Annotated in this window: 16 protein-coding genes and 4 tRNA genes; 9 read left to right on the forward strand and 11 right to left on the reverse strand. The window is 63.8% G+C overall.

All coding sequences use genetic code 11. From position 1 onward, the window contains the following. The 6 genes from IB236_RS23580 to IB236_RS23605 form a co-directional block, all read right to left on the reverse strand. Window positions 1-220: GTP-binding protein (locus tag IB236_RS23580; protein ID WP_255505357.1), on the reverse strand; the 220-nt coding region annotated here is incomplete at its 3' end. A 74-nt stretch (window positions 221-294) separates the two neighbouring features. Further along, window positions 295-369 (reverse strand) — tRNA-Thr (locus IB236_RS23585). A gap of 60 nt (window positions 370-429) precedes the next feature. Further along, window positions 430-503: transfer RNA gene (locus IB236_RS23590), tRNA-Gly, on the reverse strand. 74 nt (window positions 504-577) lie between these two features. Further along, window positions 578-663 (reverse strand) — tRNA-Tyr (locus IB236_RS23595). 102 nt (window positions 664-765) lie between these two features. Then, window positions 766-841: transfer RNA gene (locus IB236_RS23600), tRNA-Arg, on the reverse strand. A 69-nt stretch (window positions 842-910) separates the two neighbouring features. Continuing rightward, window positions 911-1,567, reverse strand: coding sequence for a TetR family transcriptional regulator (locus tag IB236_RS23605; protein ID WP_192422423.1), 657 nt, complete (start codon window positions 1,565-1,567; stop codon window positions 911-913). A 189-nt stretch (window positions 1,568-1,756) separates the two neighbouring features. Between IB236_RS23605 and IB236_RS23610 the strand changes: the two genes are divergently transcribed. The 4 genes from IB236_RS23610 (at window position 1,757) to IB236_RS23625 (ending at window position 8,663) form a co-directional block, all read left to right on the forward strand. Beyond that, window positions 1,757-3,052: an efflux RND transporter periplasmic adaptor subunit gene (locus IB236_RS23610; protein ID WP_146869809.1), complete on the forward strand. Its 1,296-nt coding sequence runs from the start codon at window positions 1,757-1,759 to the stop codon at window positions 3,050-3,052. A gap of 13 nt (window positions 3,053-3,065) precedes the next feature. Then, a complete protein-coding gene (locus tag IB236_RS23615) occupies window positions 3,066-6,221 on the forward strand; it encodes an efflux RND transporter permease subunit (RefSeq protein ID WP_192422424.1) in 3,156 nt (1,051 codons plus the stop codon). Then, window positions 6,214-7,647 (forward strand): efflux transporter outer membrane subunit, encoded by a 1,434-nt coding sequence (locus IB236_RS23620; RefSeq protein ID WP_192422425.1) that lies wholly within the window; start codon window positions 6,214-6,216, stop codon window positions 7,645-7,647. Before IB236_RS23615 ends, IB236_RS23620 begins: the two co-directional genes overlap by 8 nt. 155 nt (window positions 7,648-7,802) lie before the next feature. After that, entirely contained in the window at window positions 7,803-8,663 is an 861-nt protein-coding gene (locus IB236_RS23625) for a cytochrome c5 family protein (protein ID WP_192422426.1), read from the forward strand. Window positions 8,664-8,817: 154 nt separating this feature from the next. Here IB236_RS23625 and IB236_RS23630 read toward each other — a convergent pair whose 3' ends face one another. From IB236_RS23630 to IB236_RS23640, 3 genes are all read right to left on the reverse strand, one after another. Then, the gene (locus IB236_RS23630; protein WP_192422427.1) at window positions 8,818-9,366 is read right to left on the reverse strand and encodes a DUF2946 family protein; all 549 of its coding nucleotides are present in this window, start codon (window positions 9,364-9,366) and stop codon (window positions 8,818-8,820) included. After that, window positions 9,359-10,372, reverse strand: a complete 1,014-nt coding sequence (locus IB236_RS23635; RefSeq protein WP_192422428.1) for a YheT family hydrolase — start codon at window positions 10,370-10,372, stop codon at window positions 9,359-9,361. Before IB236_RS23635 ends, IB236_RS23630 begins: the two co-directional genes overlap by 8 nt. A gap of 67 nt (window positions 10,373-10,439) precedes the next feature. Next, window positions 10,440-10,892 carry a nuclear transport factor 2 family protein gene (locus tag IB236_RS23640; protein WP_056059073.1) on the reverse strand — a complete coding sequence of 151 codons (453 nt, stop codon included), beginning with the start codon at window positions 10,890-10,892 and terminating at the stop codon, window positions 10,440-10,442. Between the two features lie 214 nt (window positions 10,893-11,106). Between IB236_RS23640 and IB236_RS23645 the strand changes: the two genes are divergently transcribed. From IB236_RS23645 to IB236_RS23665, 5 genes are all read left to right on the forward strand, one after another. Then, window positions 11,107-11,718, forward strand: a complete 612-nt coding sequence (locus tag IB236_RS23645) for a LemA family protein (RefSeq protein WP_056744158.1) — start codon at window positions 11,107-11,109, stop codon at window positions 11,716-11,718. A 32-nt stretch (window positions 11,719-11,750) separates the two neighbouring features. Beyond that, window positions 11,751-12,671, forward strand: a complete 921-nt coding sequence (locus tag IB236_RS23650; protein WP_192422429.1) for a YgcG family protein — start codon at window positions 11,751-11,753, stop codon at window positions 12,669-12,671. Continuing rightward, window positions 12,671-13,213 carry a TPM domain-containing protein gene (locus IB236_RS23655; protein WP_056059068.1) on the forward strand — a complete coding sequence of 181 codons (543 nt, stop codon included), beginning with the start codon at window positions 12,671-12,673 and terminating at the stop codon, window positions 13,211-13,213. Before IB236_RS23650 ends, IB236_RS23655 begins: the two co-directional genes overlap by 1 nt. A gap of 553 nt (window positions 13,214-13,766) precedes the next feature. Further along, window positions 13,767-14,054 carry a hypothetical protein gene (locus IB236_RS23660; RefSeq protein ID WP_056746105.1) on the forward strand — a complete coding sequence of 96 codons (288 nt, stop codon included), beginning with the start codon at window positions 13,767-13,769 and terminating at the stop codon, window positions 14,052-14,054. 89 nt (window positions 14,055-14,143) lie between these two features. Continuing rightward, on the forward strand, window positions 14,144-14,440 hold the full coding sequence (locus tag IB236_RS23665) for a DUF4148 domain-containing protein (RefSeq protein ID WP_146869802.1): 297 nt from the start codon (window positions 14,144-14,146) through the stop codon (window positions 14,438-14,440). Window positions 14,441-14,732: 292 nt separating this feature from the next. Here the strand turns inward: IB236_RS23665 and IB236_RS23670 are convergent, their stop codons facing one another. Both IB236_RS23670 and atpD read right to left on the reverse strand, forming a co-directional pair. Then, window positions 14,733-15,149: a F0F1 ATP synthase subunit epsilon gene (locus IB236_RS23670; RefSeq protein ID WP_015012216.1), complete on the reverse strand. Its 417-nt coding sequence runs from the start codon at window positions 15,147-15,149 to the stop codon at window positions 14,733-14,735. Window positions 15,150-15,224: 75 nt separating this feature from the next. After that, entirely contained in the window at window positions 15,225-16,631 is a 1,407-nt protein-coding gene (gene atpD / locus IB236_RS23675; protein ID WP_056058846.1) for a F0F1 ATP synthase subunit beta, read from the reverse strand. Window positions 16,632-16,638 lie beyond the last annotated feature (7 nt).

Below are 16,638 nucleotides of genomic sequence, written 5' to 3' on the forward strand. Positions count from 1 at the left end.
TGGCCGTTTCGTATTCCACGTGGGCGGTGTTGATCGTGATACCGCGGGCCTTTTCTTCGGGCGCAGCGTCGATCTGGTCGTAGGCCTTGGCTTCGCCGCCGAACTTGGCGGACAGCACGGTAGCGATCGCTGCCGTCAGCGTCGTCTTGCCATGGTCCACGTGACCGATCGTGCCCACGTTCACGTGGGGCTTGGTCCGCTCGAATTTTCCTTTTGCCATTTTTCCGACTCCGAAAAAAATCTAAATCAACACAACAGGATCTCGGCGCAACCAGAACCGGACGCACCAGAAAATGGTGCCCATGGCGGGAATCGGACCCGCGACCTCTCCCTTACCAAGGGAGTGCTCTACCACTGAGCCACATGGGCAATTGGCGCCGCTCGCACAACACCAAAAATCTCTACTCAACAAACCAGCACAACAAACAATGGAGCGGGAGACGGGAATCGAACCCGCGTCATTAGCTTGGAAGGCTAGGGTTCTACCATTGAACTACTCCCGCACAGACCACCGGCCTTTGCGAACTCAACCTTGCACTCGCAAAGTCAAGCATCACTCTCAACACTGCTCACTCACTGGTGGAGGGGACTGGATTCGAACCAGTGTAGGCGTAAGCCAACAGATTTACAGTCTGCCCCCTTTAGCCACTCGGGCACCCCTCCGGAGAATTTCGAATTATAGCACCAAATTTTCACGCATTCAGAAATTAAACGCATTTGACGCTCTTCACAAACGCTGTAAGCGCTCGCTGCTGCATGTACCGTTGGTGCGGCTGGCGGGGATCGAACCCACGACCCTTGGCTTCGGAGGCCAATACTCTATCCACTGAGCTACAGCCGCATACCTCTGATTGACGCAGCCTTTGATTATTGCACGCGGCAAGCATCCAAACAAACAAAGCCCTGGCGCTCAGCCATCACAGGATGCAGCAGACACTTTCGTTACGGTCAGCGACAACCCCACACCACGCAAAAATGCGTCGGTGCTGGCGCCACCTACGCCAATGAGATCAAAGCCACCGTCATTCAGAATCCAGTTGCGGATCAGCCCATCAAAAAGGGCATGCAGGCTAATGGCCGCGTCCACCGCCGACATCGACAGCACCACCCCTTGCGACTCAGCAGCCAGCGCAAAGTCGCGCGCCAGCTGCTGCGTAAACCCTTCGGAGGCCGCCACATGGCGCTCGCGCAGCCCCATCAGCTCGTCCACGTATTCCACCTTGTACAACGCAATCTCGAAAACCCTTCGGGTGTGCTCGTCCGAGGCCACACTGCGCAGCACCAGCGCCATCACCGCCCGAAGGCGTTGCACAGGATCAGCGCAAGTGCTGTCTTCAAAACTGGCAAAGCCCTGCTCCAGCGGCAGCGTGACACGGTCCATCATGGCGCTAAACAGGTCCACCTTGTCCTTGAAGTGCCAGTAGATCGCACCACGCGTGGCTCCTGCCGCCTGTGCAATATCACTCAGCGACGCGCGGGACACCCCTTTTTCCCGAAACACCAACTCAGCCGCATCGATCAACCCGTTGCGGGTTGCGATTGCATCTTCTTTTGTCCGGCGCGCCATAGTCAAACATCCTGTTGAGTCTCCAAAACCCCTACGACTGCCTAGGGGCATCTGCAGCAGTCGACAATTATACATTCATGTCTGTATGTATAATTTCTGATCAAACTGTCGGGGCATTGAGCGAAGCGCTCCAGACCTCCCACTTTTTTTTCCAGATCCCTTTTTTTGACGCCCACCCAAAGGACTCTCATGCCTCAACTGCGTGACGCATCCGGCACCCCTTACTTGCGTGCCACCACCACCCGACGAGTGCTTTCGCTGGCTGCCATCAGCGCAGCGGTACTGCTTGTGTCCGCCTGTGGCAAGGCCGATGGACAGGCCGCCGGGGCAGGCGGTCCCAAGCCGCCCCCGGTCGAAGTGGGAGTCGTTACCGCCACGCCCGGCGACGTGGGGCTGATCACCGAACTGCCTGGCCGCGTGGAGGCGTCTCGGGTGGCCCAAGTGCGCGCACGGGCCGCCGGCATCCTTCAGCAGCGCGTGTTCAAGGAAGGTAGCGACGTCAAGGCCGGGCAGGTGCTGTTCCGCATTGATCCCGCTCCCTACGCCGCTGCTGCAGAGAGCGCGCGCGCCAGCCTCGCCAAGGCCCAGGCCAATCTGGCACAGGCCAGCGCACAAGCTGAGCGCTATCGCCCCCTGGTTGCAGCCAATGCCATCAGCAAGCAGGACTTTGTAAACGCAGAGGCGGCCGAGAAACAAGCCCAGGCCGACGTGGCGGCCGCCAAGGCTGCTGTGCGCACCGCCGACATCAACCTCAGCTATGCCAGCGTGACCTCCCCCATCTCCGGTCGCATTGGCCGCGCACTGGTCACTGAAGGCGCCTTGGTCGGCCAGGGCGAAGCGACCGCATTGGCTGTGGTGCAGCAGATCGACCCGGTGTACGTGAACTTCACCCAATCGGCCGGTGACGTCTTCCAACTGCGGCGCGCTATGGAAAGTGGGCAGTTCAAGCGCGCTGGCGGCAGCCAGGCAGCCAGCGTCAAGCTGGTGCTCAGCGACGGATCTGAATACGCACAAGCTGGCAAGCTGCTGTTCACCGACTTGTCGGTGGACTCCACCACCGGCCAGGTCACCCTGCGCGCAGAGGTGCCCAATCCCAAGGGCGAGTTGCTGCCCGGACTGTATCTGCGTGTGCGGATTGAACAGGCACAGGCCAGCAACGCCATCACCCTGCCCCAGCAGGCCGTCACGCGCACCCAGCAGGGCGACACGGTCAGCGTGGTTGGCGAGGACGGCAAGGTGTCGCAGCGCACCGTCAAGATCAGTGCCGCACAGAACAATCGCTGGGTGGTGCTGGACGGTCTGAAGGCGGGTGAAAAAGTGATGGTGGACGGCTTCCAGAAGCTGCAGATGCTGCCTCCCGGTACCCCGGTAAAGCCCGTTCCATGGCAAGCACCAGGCACGCCTGCGCCGGCAGCAGCGACTGCCTCAGCGCCAGCCTCCGCAGAGGCGCCGGCAGCGCCCGCTTCGGCCGCATCCAAGCCATAAGGGGCAATCCAGCATGGCCAAATTTTTCATTGACCGCCCCATCTTTGCGTGGGTGATTGCGCTGTTCATCATGGTGATGGGCGGCGTAGCCATCACGCAGCTACCCATTGCCCAGTACCCGCCGGTGGCACCACCGTCCATCGTCATCAACGCGGCCTACCCCGGCGCATCGGCGCAAACCCTCGAAGACAGCGTGCTGTCGGTCATCGAACGCGAGATGAACGGCTCCCCCGGGCTGATCTACATGGAATCGGTCGCGCAGGCCGATGGTTCCGGCAGCATCACGCTGAGTTTCCAGCCCGGCACCAATGCCGACCTGGCGCAGGTGGACGTGCAAAACCGGCTTTCACGGGCCACGCCGCGCCTGCCTTCTGCCGTGACACAACAGGGGGTGCGCGTGGACAAGTCGCGCTCCAACTTCCTGCTGTTCACCATGCTGTCGTCCAGCAACCCGGCCACCGACACCGTGGCCTTGGGTGACTATGCGTCGCGCAACGTGGTGCCAGAACTGCAACGCCTTAAGGGTATTGGCCAGGCCCAGCTGTTTGGCACGGAGCGCGCCATGCGCATCTGGATCGATCCGGCCAAGATGGTGAGCTACAACCTGTCGGCAGCAGAGATCACTGCAGCCATACGCGCCCAGAACGCCCAGGTGGCCAGCGGCACCATTGGCGACCTGCCCAATGTCGCGGGCCAAGGCATTGCCGCCACCGTGGTGGTCAATGGGCAACTGTCCAGCGTTGAACAGTTCGGCAACGTCGTGCTGCGTGCCAACACTGATGGCTCCACCGTGCGCATCAAGGATGTGGCGCGTGTGGAACTGGGCGGCCAGGCCTACGCCACCGCCGCACGCCTGAACGGAAAGCCCGCCGTGGGCATCGGCGTTCAGCTGTCGCCCAGCGGTAACGCACTGGAGGCCGCCAAGGACGTGCGCGCGAAGATGGATGAGCTGTCACGCTACTTCCCCGAAGGTATGAGCTGGAGCATTCCTTACGACAGCTCGCGCTTTGTAGACATCTCCATCAAGCAGGTCGCAGAAACACTGGTCGAGGCCGTGGTGTTGGTGTTCCTGGTGATGTTCCTGTTTCTGCAGAACTGGCGCTACACCATCATCCCGACGATCGTGGTGCCGATTGCGCTGCTGGGTACGTTTGCCACACTGCTGGCGCTGGGGTTCTCGATCAACGTGCTTACCATGTTTGGCATGGTGCTGGTGATCGGCATCGTGGTGGACGACGCCATCGTGGTGGTGGAGAACGTTGAGCGCATCATGAGCGAAGAAGGCCTGTCGCCGCTGGAAGCCACGCGCAAGGCCATGCGCCAGATTTCGGGCGCCATCATTGGCGTGACGGTGGTGCTGATCTCGGTGTTCGTGCCGCTGGCATTTTTTGCAGGCTCCACGGGCAACATCTACCGCCAGTTCTCGGCGGTGATGGTGGCATCCATTGGCTTCTCAGCCTTCATGGCCCTGTCGCTCACACCGGCACTGTGCGCCACCCTCCTCAAACCGGTCGAGGCGGGACATCACCACGAGAAGACTGGCTTCTTTGGCTGGTTCAATCGCGGCTTTTCGCGCACTGCCAAAGGCTATGAGGGCTTTGTGGCCCGCATGCTGCGGCGCGCCGCGCGTTACCTGGTGATCTACGCAGCCATCATCGGCGCCGTGACCGTGGTCTACATGCGCCTGCCGACCTCGTTCCTGCCCAGCGAAGACCAGGGCAACATCATCGTCAACGTGCAATTGCCACCTGGCGCCACACAGGAGCGTACGCTGGCCGTGATGGAGCAGGTCGAAGGCTTCATCCTCAAGCAGCCCGAGGTGCAAAGCATGGTGGGCGTGCTGGGCTTCAGCTTCTCCGGCCAGGGGCAGAACGCGGCCCTCGCCTTTGTGACCCTCAAGGACTGGAGCGAGCGCCATGGCCCCGGTCAGTCGGCACAGGACGTGGCCAACCGCGCCTTTGGTGCGCTGATGGGCATTCGCGATGCTTTCATCTTCCCGTTGAGCCCCCCGCCCATTCCCGAGCTGGGCAACGCCAGCGGCTTTACGTTCCGCCTGCAGGACCGTGGCGGCGCGGGGCACGAGGCCCTGGTGAAAGCCCGCAATCAGTTGCTGGGCATGGCCTCGCAGAGCAAGGCGCTCACGCAACTGCGCCCCGATGGTCTGGAAGACGCTCCGCAGTTGCAGATCGACATAGACCGCGACAAAGCCAACGCGCTGGGTGTGCCGTTTGATGCCATCAACTCCGCGCTGTCCACCGCGCTGGGCTCCAGCTATGTGAACGACTTCCCGAACCAGGGCCGCCTGCAGCGGGTGGTGGTGCAGGCCGATGCGCCGGCGCGCATGCAGCCCGACGATCTGCTGCAGATCAATGCCACCAACAGCCAGGGCAAACCGGTGCCGCTGTCGGCGTTCGCAACCACGCGCTGGGTGACCGGCGCGCAGCAAACCGTGCGCTACAACGGCTACCCCGCCATGCGTATTTCCGGCTCGCCAGCGCCGGGCTACAGCACGGGAGCTGCCATGGCCGAGATGGAGAAGCTCGCGGGCCAACTGCCCCAAGGCTTCGGTTTTGAATGGACCGGCCAGTCGCGCGAAGAAAAGCTGGCAGGCTCGCAGTCGCTCATCCTGTACAGCTTTGCCATCCTGGCGGTATTCCTGTGCCTGGCTGCGCTGTACGAGAGCTGGTCGATCCCGCTGGCCGTGATCCTGGTGGTGCCCCTGGGCGTGCTGGGCGTGCTGCTGGCCACCTTGCTGCGCGGCTATGCCAATGACGTGTACTTCCAGGTGGGCCTGATCACCATCATTGGCCTGTCAGCGAAAAACGCCATCCTGATCATCGAGTTCGCCAAGGACCTGCAGGCCCAGGGCAAGGGCGTGATCGAGTCGGCGCTGGCCGCCGCGCATTTGCGGTTCCGCCCCATCGTGATGACCTCGATGGCGTTCGGCCTGGGCGTGCTGCCACTGGTCGTCGCGTCGGGTGCAGGCTCTGCCAGCCAGCGGGCCATCGGCACCGGCGTGCTGGGTGGCATGGTCACAGGCACCGCACTGGCCGTGTTCTTTGTGCCAGTGTTCTTTGTGGTGGTGCGCAGCCTGTTCAAAGGCAGCGCGCGCCAGCAGGAAATGAACCGCCGCCATGCAGAAGAAGCAGGAGTTGGAACCCATGAATAAGAACCGAAGTACCCCCATGGCGTTGGCAGCAGCCACGGCGGCTGCGCTGCTGGCTGGCTGCTCGTTCATCCCCACTTACGAGCGCCCGCAGCCCCCCGTCCCCGCCACCTACGCCGGCGGGGCGGCAACGACCGACAGCGCAGCTGCGCTGTCGGGAGCCACCGCGCCCTGGCAGAACTACTTTGCCGAGCCACGCCTGCAACAGCTCATCGACATTGCGCTGGCCAACAACCGCGACCTGCGTGTGGCCATGCTCAACATCGAGCAAGCTCGGGCCACCTACCAGGTGCGCCGGGCCGACCTGTACCCAGGCGTGGGGCTGGCCGCCAATGCCAGCCGAGCCCCTGCCACGGGCACGGGCAACCTGACCAACTCGTTCAGCGTGGGTCTGGCCGTATCCGCATGGGAAATCGACTTCTTTGGCCGCATTGCCAGCCTCAAGGAGCAGGCACTCGCCCAGTACCTTGCCACGGAAGAAGGCCGCAACGCCGCACAGGTGAGCCTGGTGGCGGCAGTGGCCAATGGCTGGCTGACACTGCTGGCCGACGAGGAGCTGCTGGACCTGTCGCGCCAGACCCTCGCATCGCGCGAGGAGTCGGTGCGCCTGACCAGGATGCGCCTGGACGCGGGTGTGGCCTCCGAGCTCGACTTCCGCCAGGCCGAGTCGCTCACCCAGGCGGCCCGCGCCACGCTGGCGCAACAGCAGCGCCAGCGCGCGCTCGACGAAAACGCACTGGTCCTGCTGCTGGGCCAGGCACTGCCGCAGGACGTGCGCGCCAGTCTGGCCGGTGGCAAGCTGGCCGACGCGCCTGCGATGGCACCGTTGCCTGCCGGCGTGCCGTCGGAGCTGCTCACCCGCCGGCCGGACATCCGCCAGGCGGAGCAGCAACTGATTGGCGCCAACGCCAACATCGGCGCTGCGCGGGCCGCGTTTTTCCCGCGCATCTCCCTGACGGCGCAGGCAGGCACAGCCAGCGGCGAGCTGTCCGGCCTGTTCAAGAACGGCTCCTGGGGCTTCACCATCGCGCCATCCCTGCTGCTGCCCATTTTTGACGCGGGCCGCAACCAGGCCAACCTGGACAGCGCCCGGGTCGGCCGGGAGATTGCCGTGGCGCAGTACGAAAAAGCCATCCAGACCGCGTTCCGCGAGGTCTCGGATGCGCTGGCGGGGCAAGCCACGCTGGGCGAACAGGCCCAGGCCCAGCAACAGCAGGCCCAGGCAGAGGCCGCGCGCCTGCAGCTGGCCGACCTGCGCTACCGCAACGGCGTGGCCAGCTATCTGGACCTGCTGGACGCACAACGCTCGCTGTTCACGGCCCAGCAGGCGGTGGTGCAGGTGCGGCTGGCGCAACTGCAAAACCAGGTGTCGCTGTACAAGGCACTGGGGGGTGGAGCGCCCGACACCAGCGCCCAGCTCCCCTCCTGACGCCCTGCGCGGGAGCGAGCGCAGCCCCCGGGGCTCTGCGCTCGCTCTGGGGCAAACCCGTGGTTGTCTGCATCCAGCGGGGATGGGAATAACCATCCCCGCAGATATAATTTAAGGTTGATTACACCGAAGCCCCCGATACACCTGAGGACGACATGAGCGACAACCACCACGAAGAAGCCCATACCGGCCCGATCAAGAACCCCAAGCAGTTGCTGGTCGCGGTACTTTTCTCGTTTGTGATTCCGATCTTTGCCATCATTGGCTTGGTCCTGTATGTGACGTCGGCGGACAAGCCCGCTGCCGGTGCCGTCAACCCCGAAAAGGCCATCGCCGAACGCATCCAGAAGATCGGCATGGTCGAAGTGCGCGACGCCAACCGCCCTCTCAAGAGCGGCGAAGAAGTGTTCAAGGCCCAGTGCTCGGCCTGCCATGCCTCCGGCGCTGCAGGTGCCCCAAAGTTTGGTGATGCCGCTGCCTGGGCTGCTCGCATCGGCACCGGGTTTGAAGCTCTGGTGCAGTCGGCCCTGAAGGGCAAGGGCGCCATGGCACCCCAAGGTGGCGGCGACTTCAACGACACCGAAATCGCTCGCGCTGTGGCCTACATGGCCAATGCGGGTGGGGCCAAGTTTGCCGAACCTGCTGCTCCCGCAGCCGCTGCTCCTGCCGCCCAGGCAGACGCAGCACCAGCCGCCGCTCCTGCACCAGCACCCGCCGCAGCCCCTGCAGCTGCTGCGCCCGCTGTAGCGGTAGCTGCCGTACCTGCAGCCGCCGCAGCAGGCGCTGGCGAGGCTCTGTACAAGCAGGCTTGCCAGGTGTGCCACGCTGCCGGTGTGGCCGGTGCTCCCAAGTTTGGTGACAAGGCCGCCTGGGCAGCTCGCCTGCCCGCAGGCATCGACGCGCTGTACACCAGTGTCGCCAAGGGCAAGGGCGCGATGCCTCCGCGTGGCGGCTCCCAAGCCTCTGACGCCGATCTGCGCGCCGCGGTGGAGTTCATGGCAGCCGCCGCCAAGTAAGGCAGCGCCTCACCCTGCACGGGCTGGGTAGAACCCCCACCCGGAAAGCCGGCCCTTGCGACCGGCTTTTTTTTTCGTCTTGCAGGTTATCCAGTGCCGTGGTGAGCCGCTCTGAGTGCCTGTAACTCCGGGTTGAAGGCGATGGGGCGGAGCTTCAGGTTGGCGGAGGGGCCCCGGCTTGCGACCGGGCGCGCGGACTGCAGACATACCCGTAGCGTGCCGGAAGGTCCTGCGCCTGTACGTCCTGCGGCGTCCAGCGTCCGTCGGTCACAGCCTCTGCAGCCAGTGCCACATCCAGCGTGTGCACCAGCCCCAGGCCCAGGTCTGTCTCCAGGTACACACGGCCCTGCTCGTCCAGCAGGCAGTGGCGGACCGACGCCTCCCGGCCCGTATGGCTGATGGCGCGCAGGTCTTGCGGCTGCAGACGCCAGACCCAGGGCGTGGCCTCCAGCTCGACATACACGCGCTGCGGGCCGTTTTGAAAGAACCACTGACCCTGATCGTCGTGCTCGTAGTTGCGGGCTATGAACGCGATGAGCTTGTCGTGCTGCAGCAACGACCCTTTGCTGTGCGGAAACGTACCTGCTGCCTGCACCGCGTCGTCGCGCAGATACCAGTGGCCGCGCGCATCCAGGCCCAGCCAGCCGTAGCAGTCGGGGACGTTGGGCCATTTGGCCAGTGCCTGTTTGACGATGTCATCCATGGGCGGATTGTGCGCCGTGCAGCGCCAGCGCCCCACTGTGCTCGGCCAGCCACCCTCCCACGGCGTCGGGCATGGCGCGCACATGCCCCGGTGGCAAGCCGCGCGGGAACCCCACATGCCCGCCATGCGGCGGCTGCCAGAGCGTCACATGGCGTCCCACCTCGCGCGCGCCCGGCAGGCTGCCAGCGGGCACAAAGGGGTCATTGCGCGCGTTCACCACCAGCGCCGGAATGCGGATACGGTGCAGCAGCGGCTTGGCCGACGCGCGCAGCCAGTAGTCCTCGGTATTGCGGAACCCGTGGACTGGCGCGGTGAACACGTTGTCGAACGCGTACAGGTCCCGCGCGGCCAGCAGCACCTGCCGGTCAAACAGCCCCGGGTGCTGGGCCAGCTTCTGCAGCGCCTTCGGCACCAGGGTGCGCATGAACATGCGCGTGTACACCAGCCGGTTGAAGCCGCGCCCAATGGCATGCCCGCCCGCTGCCAGGTCGATGGGCGAGCACACGGCCGCCACCGCATCCGCGCTGCGCGCAGCGTCAGTGCCCACTTCGGCGGCCCAGCGCAGCAGGGCATTGCCGCCCAGTGACACCCCTACCGCCATCAGCGGCCCCTGGTGGCGCGCGCGCAGTTGCTGCAGCATCCAGCCGATCTCCGCATGGTCGCCCGAGTGGTAGGCGCGCGGGGCACGGTTGATCTCCCCGCTGCAGCCGCGAAAGTGCGGCAGCGCGCAGGCCCAGCCGCGCTCGCGGGCCAGGTCGGCAAAGGCTTCGCAGTAATGGCTGCGTGATGAGCCCTCCAGCCCGTGGAACACCACCAGCAGCGGCCTGGGAGCGTCAGCCACCACACCGTCCTGGAGAAAGTCCACATCGACAAAATCGCCGTCGGGGGTGTCCCAGCGCTCACGGCGGTACACGGGACGCGGGCCGAACACACGGCGTGCGTACAGCGCGGGCCAGATCGTTTGCAACTGGCCACCGGGGAGCCAGCGAGGCGCTATGTATTTCATAGCTTTCAAGGCATATTTTGTCGGCGCATACAGGCAATTTGGCCCAAAATCCTCACGCAGGGGCCTCTCAATGCAGAACGGGGCGCTGCGCCAGCACATCCACCTGGGCGTCGGGCGCCACGCCCGGGCTGGCGTGGTGGGCCACCATGCGCCAGCCTTCGGGGGTCTTGTGGTACACGTTGGTGGCCATGACCACGGCCTGGTGCAGGCCGTCAGGCAGCATCACCTCGACCTGCTCGACCACGCTGTGCACGGCACTCGACAGCGCCACCACGCGGTGCACCTGCGCCGGCCGGGCACGCACCGTGCCATGGGAGAACATGGCCTCGAACGCGGCACGGATGGCGGCGGGGCCCAGCAGGCGCGGTCCGCCCGGGTGCACACAGACAATCTCGTCATCGTCCGCCCAGCACGACATCAGCAGCTCGATGTCACCGCGCTGCAGCGCCTCATAAAACGCGGTTTCGGTTTCATCCGAAGAGCCACCCAGGGTGGCTGCTTTTGATCGGGCGCGGGGCATGTTAATTCTGGTGGTAAGTGGGTCGGAACGGCGTGACAGATGCAACGCCAGCCTGCTATTGTGCGGCGGCGGTGCAATGCCTGGCTGCCTACCGATTTAGTACGCGCTCGGGCGGGGGCCTACCATCGCTGGTCTGCGACCAGTTTGCGGACTGGCGCCCTCCGGTTTCTGGCACAGTCATCCCATTTCTCCATCGGCGGACTCCACCATCATGATGATCCAACGTCTACTTGCCCTCCTCACCTTGCTCGCCGCCACGCTCACGCTGAGCGGCTGCGGCTACAACGACTTCCAGCGCCTGGACGAGCAATCGAAGGCCGCCTGGAGCGAAGTGCTCAACCAGTACCAGCGCCGTGCCGATCTGGTGCCCAACATCGTCGCCACCGTGAAGGGCGAGGCCAACTTTGAACAGGAGACGCTGACCAAGGTGGTCGAAGCCCGCGCCAAGGCCACGGCCATCCAGGTCACGCCCGAAACGCTGAACAACCCCGAGGCTTTCAGCAAGTTCCAGCAGGCCCAGGGAGAGTTGTCCAGCGCCCTGTCGCGCCTGATGGTCGTGTCCGAGCGCTACCCCACCTTGCAGGCCAACCAGGGCTTTCGCGACCTGCGGGTGACGCTGGAAGGCACCGAAAACCGCATCACCGTGGCCCGCAACCGCTACATCCAGACCGTGCAGGAGTACAACGTGCTGGCCCGCAGCTTCCCCACCAACCTCACGGCCATGGCCTTCAGCTACGCCCCCAAGCCCAGCTTTACCGTGGCCAACGAAGCGCAGATTTCCGTGCCGCCCACGGTGGATTTTTCCGCGTCCAAGGCCAAGCCCTGAACACCCCTTACAGGGCCTGATGTGAGCTAAATATGCTGCTAGCGCCTATCCGATATGCCCTGATAGCTATATTATTTATAGCTGCATGGCCTATCTTTGGCTGGGCCCAATCGCAGCCGCTGGCTGTGCCCCCGCTGACCGGCCACGTCATTGATCAGACCGGCACGCTCAGCGCCGCAGACACCCAGGCGCTGGAGGGCCAGCTGGTCGCCCTCGAAAAGTCGCGCGGCTCGCAGGTCGTCGTGCTGATGGTGCCCACCACCGCACCAGAGGACATCGCCGCCTATGCCAACCGCGTCGGCAACCAGTGGAAGGTCGGGCGCCGCGACGTGGGTGATGGTGTGCTGGTGTTGGTGGCCAAGAGCGACCGCAAGATGCGCATCGAGGTTGCCAAGTCTCTGGAAGGTGCCATCCCCGACATCGCAGCAGCACGCATCATCGACGGCGCGATGAAGCCCCGTTTTCAGCAAGGCGACTTTGCCGGCGGCCTGAGCGCTGCGGTCACGCAGATCGGCGCGCGCATTGCGGGCGAAGCCCTGCCCGCCCCGACTGAGACGTCCGCCCCTGCCGCTGGGGGCAGCAGTCATGGCCTGTTCGACTGGACGGACTTCGCCATCTTCCTGTTCTTTGGCGTCATGGTGGCCGGCCCGTTGGCTCGCAGCCTCCTGGGGGCTGCGCTGGGCGGACTGGCGGTAGGAGGCGGCGTAGGCGCCCTGGCGTTTGTGTTCACCTCCAGCCTGCTGCTGTCGGTGGGCGCGGGCGTGATTGCGCTGCTCTACACCTGGCTTTTTGGCGGCAGTAGCGGCCCCATCAGCCTGGGGCATGGCGGCGGAGGTTCCGGGGGCTGGAGCAGCGGCAGCTCGGGCGGATTCAGCAGCAGCAGTGACAGCGGCGGCTTCAGTTCGGGCGGTGGGGGCGATTTTGGTGGCGGCGGTGCATCGGGGGACTGGTGATGGGTGTTGAGAACAGCGGGCAACCAACGCACACGCTATGGCGTTCCATCTGGAGGCTCGTCCACCATCGCTGGCACGACGCCTTCGGCCGATCCGCCATCCCGTTGCAAGCACTGCAGCGCCTCGGCGCGCAGGTCGCTGCCAGCGAGCGGCAGCACACCGGGCAGATTCGCATCGTGGCGGAAGCGGGGCTCCCCTGGAGCTACCTGCGCCGTCACGCCAATGCACGCGAACGCGCGCTGATGCTGTTCAGCAAACACCGCGTGTGGGACACCGAACACAACAACGGCGTGCTGATCTACCTGCTGATGCCGGAACATGCGTTCGAGATCGTCGCCGACCGGGGCCTGGCACGGCATGTCCCACCCACCGCATGGCAGGAGATGGCGACAAAGATGTCGGCCCAGTTTCAGCAAGGCCGCTACGAAGAAGGCCTGGCGCAGGCCGTGGGGGCGGTAGGCGCCCTGCTGGCGGAGCACTTTCCGCGCGCCACCGATTCGCCCTCCGTCAACGAGCTACCCGACGCGCCGCTCCTGCGCTGAATACCGGCTGGCGGCCATCCCGAGCATCTACAACGCGACACGCATCAGAGCGCCCAGAGGGCGGCCATTGTGTGTATGGGTGGACTGCCGCTCAGCCTGACGGCACGTGCAGTTCAGCCGCAAACTGCTTTCCATGGGCATTGAATTGAACACCCCACATCCAGCCCCTGCAGGCCACATTGCGGAGCTAACCCGCTGACTCTGCGCAGGTGAGCCCGTCACACGCCTTCGGCTCTACAGCTCTGCAGCCCTGCACTCTGCAACCGTCCTGAATATGTACCCGGGTTATCCATCAGCAGGTACCTATCTCCGGCCGAACCAGTGCCCCAAGCCCACGGACTGGCCCTCATCCCATCTTCATTGTTTCCAATACTGGAACAGTTAGTTCGCGACCCGGTGGTTTTTCTCTGCACACCACCGGCGTACAGTTCATCCCATCGATGAGCCGAACCCGCAAGGCGACTCACCGAACCCGGTCCCAAGCAGCTTTCTTTGTTTTTGGCGCTTTGTTCCGGTTTTTTGAGCCGCTTCTTTAACTTCAAGGATTTCCATCATGAACAACACCGCACGTTTCCTGTCTATCGCCGCTGTCGCCGCTTTCGCTTCTTTTGGTGCCCAGGCTGACGAAGCCGATGCTTCGCAGTTCGCCACCAAGTTTGAAACCAACCGCACCCGCGCTGAAGTGGCTGCCGAAGCTGCTACCGTGGCCCAGACCCGCTCCATCGAACCCGCTGGTTCGCGTGTGGTGACCTACAAGTCCACGGCTGACCGCGCCGCCGTGCGTGCCCAGGCTGCTGAAGCAGTGCGCACTGGCCAGATTTCTTCGGGTGAGCGCGGCTGATTCACCAGGGGCGGCTGAATCTGCCGCCCTGGTTGCGCCGTATCTCTCAGTACCCAAGTCCTCTTTTTAGAATTTTTCGGAGTTTCACCATGAACAAGTCTGTCCGTTTCCTGTCCGTTGCTGCTGTCGCCGCTTTTGCCGCTTTTGGTGCCCACGCTGATGAAGCCGATGCTTCGCAGTTCGCCACCAAGTTCGAAACCAACCGCACCCGTGCTGAAGTGGCCGCCGAAGCCGCTACCGTGGCCCAGACCCGCTCCGTCGAACCCGCTGGTTCGCGTGTGGTGACCTACAAGTCCACCGCTGACCGCGCTGCCGTGCGTGCCCAGGCTGCTGAAGCCCTGCGCACCGGCCAGATCTCTTCGGGCGAAATCGGCAACGCGATGTAATTGCCAGAGGCCCCATGCGGACTGCATGAGGGCTTTGTGAAAAGTGCCAATGCAAAAGGCCGGGGCCCTGTGAGGGGCCCCGGCCTTTTTTGTGTGGCGGGCAACCGTTTCGTTTCGGAGCAGCGCTAAGAGTCACCGACCATCCACATCAAACGGAACTCATGGCAATCCACGGCTGGGGTGGAGTGTATGCATCATGGCAAGGCCAATGCTGGAGGCCATCCACACGGCGCAGAAATAAAAAAACCCGGCATTGCCGGGTTTTTTGCCGCACACGGGTGCTCGCAAAAGCTTACTTCTTCTGGCGGAACTTGCGCAGTGCCGCAATCTGGGCTGCCATAACAGCCAGCTCGGACTGGGCCTTGGCCAGATCGATGTCGCTCTTGGCGTTCTTGAGCGCTTCTTCGGCTGCAGACTTGGCTGCGTTGGCCTTCTCGTCGTCCAGGTCCTTGCCACGGATGGCGGTGTCGGACAGCACGGTCACGCAGTTGGGTTGCACTTCCAGAATGCCACCGGCCACGAAAACGAACTCTTCGCCACCGTCAGCCATTTCGATGCGCACCGAGCCCGGCTTGATGCGGGTGATCAGCGGGGTGTGGCGGGGGTAGATGCCCAGTTCGCCAGCTTCGCCGGGCAGAGCGACAAAACGCGCTTCACCGGAGAAGATGGACTCTTCGGCACTGACCACATCAACGTGGATGGTGTTCATCATTGCTCCTAGGAAAAGGTGGGTTGCTTGATTGCTGAAGGCCGCGCTGCCATGGGCTGCCCGGCCGACGGCTCATCAGGCCACCTTCTTGGCCTTTTCGAAGGCTTCGTCAATGGTGCCCACCATGTAGAACGCTTGCTCTGGCAAGTGATCGCACTCGCCGTTCACGATCATCTTGAAACCGCGGATGGTTTCCGACAGGGGAACGTACTTGCCTGGCGAACCCGTGAACACTTCGGCCACGTGGAAAGGCTGCGACAGGAAACGCTGGATCTTGCGAGCGCGGGCCACAGCCAGCTTGTCTTCAGGAGCCAGTTCGTCCATGCCCAGGATGGCGATGATGTCGCGCAGTTCCTTATAGCGCTGCAGCGTACCTTGCACGGCGCGGGCCGTGGTGTAGTGGTCTTCGCCCACCACGTTCGGGTCCAGCTGGCGGCTGGTGGAGTCCAGAGGATCCACGGCGGGGTAGATACCCAGCGAAGCGATGTCACGCGACAACACCACGGTGGAGTCCAAGTGAGCAAACGTCGTGGCAGGCGATGGGTCGGTCAAGTCATCCGCTGGCACATACACGGCCTGGATGGAAGTGATCGAACCGACCTTGGTGGACGTAATACGCTCTTGCAGGCGGCCCATTTCTTCGGCCAGCGTAGGCTGGTAGCCCACGGCGGAAGGCATACGGCCCAGCAGAGCGGACACTTCGGTACCGGCCAGCGTGTAGCGGTAGATGTTGTCCACGAAGAACAGCACATCACGGCCTTCGTCACGGAAGGATTCCGCGATGGTCAGGCCGGTCAGGGCCACGCGCAGACGGTTGCCTGGGGGCTCATTCATCTGGCCGTACACCATGGCGACCTTCGAGTCTTCGAGCTTCTCGAGGTTCACCACGCCGGAATCGGCCATTTCGTGATAGAAATCGTTCCCTTCACGGGTACGCTCGCCCACACCAGCGAACACCGACAGACCACTGTGGGCCTTGGCGATGTTGTTGATGAGTTCCATCATGTTCACGGTCTTGCCCACGCCAGCGCCGCCGAACAGACCCACCTTGCCGCCCTTGGCGAACGGGCACACCAGGTCGATCACCTTGATGCCGGTTTCCAGCAGCTCTTGCGATGGCGACAGTTCGTCGTACGCAGGGGCCTTGCGGTGGATGGAGGCCGTCAGGTCCTGGCTGACCGGACCGCGTTCGTCGATGGGCGTGCCCAGCACGTCCATGATGCGGCCCAGCGTCGCCTTGCCCACAGGCACGGTGATGGGGTTGCCGGTGTTGGACACCATGATGCCGCGACGCAGGCCGTCGGACGAACCCAGGGCAATGGTACGCACCACGCCGTCGCCCAGCTGCTGTTGCACTTCCAGCGTCAGCGACGAGCCTTCGAGCTTCAGGGCGTCATAAATCTTGGGCATCTGGTCGCGGGGGAACTCCACGTCCACCACAGCGCCGATACATTGAACAATCTTGCCTTGCACTTGAGCCATTTTTCGC

It is taken from the genome of Acidovorax sp. ACV02, from assembly GCF_014851475.1.
In the GTDB taxonomy this organism is placed as follows: domain Bacteria; phylum Pseudomonadota; class Gammaproteobacteria; order Burkholderiales; family Burkholderiaceae_C; genus Acidovorax; species Acidovorax delafieldii.